Here is a 1762-nt window from a genome sequence, read left to right on the forward strand (position 1 = left end):
GGATCAATTATCAAAGCTTCACCCGTGCGCTGGCAGCCAATCAGGTAAGATGCCTGCGCGAGTTTGTCGTCATAAAGCATGCGAAAAAGCATGAAGCTATCTCCCAGGATGAAATGATTTTCAACAAATGATTTGTCACGAACAAAAGATTTTTGTATCGACTGAAGCCTGAGGTGTCGCGGCGCTCCGGGTCGCCATTCTGCTGCAATTGGCAAAGTTGCCGCAATGGAACAGCAGCCGATTTTGAGCGCCATTATTTGAAGCACGGCTTCTTGAAGTGATGGCGGGAAGATACAAAGAAGCAAAACAATGAGCAATATCGCATTCAAAAAGTTTTGAGGTAGGAATAGAAAATTTCTTTCTGCGATGATTTCCGGCCTGCTCGCGCCTTCCAATGATTCATGCCTCGGGGGGCCTCTGCCCTTCTTTCGAAAAAATGATTCCGCTACCGTCAAGCTAGGCAAAACTGTCATTTTGTTTGTCAACCGGCGCGGCTTAACGCAGGAGCAAAAGCTTGCGGCTCAGATTCTGGAAATTCGCACGCAGCTTGTAAATATAAACGCCGCTGGGAACCTCGCGCCCGGCATGGTCGCGGCCCTCCCAAGCCACTTCATAAAATCCTGCCGGCCTCTGCGCGTCTTCCAGCACCGCCACTTCACGTCCGGAAAGATCATAAATCGCTACTTTTACCGGCGCCTCGTGTGGAATGCTGTAGGCAATGCGCGTCCCGGCATTGAAGGGATTGGGATAATTGGGCGCTAAATAGAATGCTTCCGGCGGCGCGGTCAAAGCCAATGGCCACGTTTCGACAGAAGTGGCATGATCGAATTTGTAGACTCTTCCCGGCGTACCACCGACAGCCCAGCCCAATTTTTCATTTATCATGAACAAGGATTCAATGCCTGAAAAAGTTGCAGGTTGAAGGGTTTGTGTTTGCCAATTGTTGCCGCTGTCTTGTGTGCGAAGAATGAAAGGCGGCCCGAGCACGGCTCCGGCATTCCAGCCTGTTTGTGAATCCATAAAAGAGACTTCGCGCAAGCTGCATCCCGCTTGTACTGTCGCATCCCATTTGTTGCCGCCATCAACTGTTCTGGCAATCAGCATGTTGCCCGCAAGGCCTCCCACAATCCAGCCACTGTCAGGCGTCGTGAAGACAATATCGCGTGTGGGCAAAAGAAAGGGGCGCGGACGAAGTGAATCCTGCAGCGCCCAGGTTGCTCCGCCATCATCGGTGTGGTACACAAAGGCGTCATAAGAGAGCGCCCAGCCGCGCGCCGTATCCACAAATGTGATTGCAATAAGCTCATATTTGATCTCTGAAAATCGCGTAGCGATCGTTTGCCACGTTTTGCCGCGGTTTACTGTTTTCAGAATGCCGGAGGAAAAATCCTGATTCGACGCCACCGCATAGCCGGTGCTGTCATTTACAAAAGCAAAATCCGAGTAACGGAAATAGCTGTTGTCTGCCGTTTGCCAGGAAATACCGCCGTCAATCGTGCGGCGCAGCCAAGGTGGGGACGGTTGCGCAAACGTTCCAGAGCTCGAATAGAATGCCACATCCTGGTTCAAAGCAAACAGCGCATCGCCGTATCCTAAAGTGGAGTCTTGCCTCGTCCAGGAATTGCCACCATCCGTGGTCTTGAAAACGCCGCTTCCGCCCAACACCCAGCCGACGTGATTATTGACAAAACGTACCTTGTACAAATTCTCCGTGGAAAGAAACGTTTGCTGCACCCATTGGGCCACAAAATAGTACGCTAAA

Annotated in this window: 2 protein-coding genes; both read right to left on the reverse strand. The window is 51.3% G+C overall.

Annotated features, from left to right (window positions below; genetic code table 11):
• Nucleotides 1-395: hypothetical protein (locus FBQ85_29970; protein ID MDL1879359.1), on the reverse strand; the 395-nt coding region annotated here is incomplete at its 3' end.
• Between the two features lie 100 nt (nt 396-495).
• Nucleotides 496-1762 (reverse strand): T9SS type A sorting domain-containing protein (locus tag FBQ85_29975; GenBank protein MDL1879360.1); only part of this gene is annotated, 1267 nt, incomplete at its 5' end.

The sequence above is a fragment of the Cytophagia bacterium CHB2 genome (genome assembly GCA_030263535.1).
In the GTDB taxonomy this organism is placed as follows: domain Bacteria; phylum Zhuqueibacterota; class Zhuqueibacteria; order Zhuqueibacterales; family Zhuqueibacteraceae; genus Coneutiohabitans.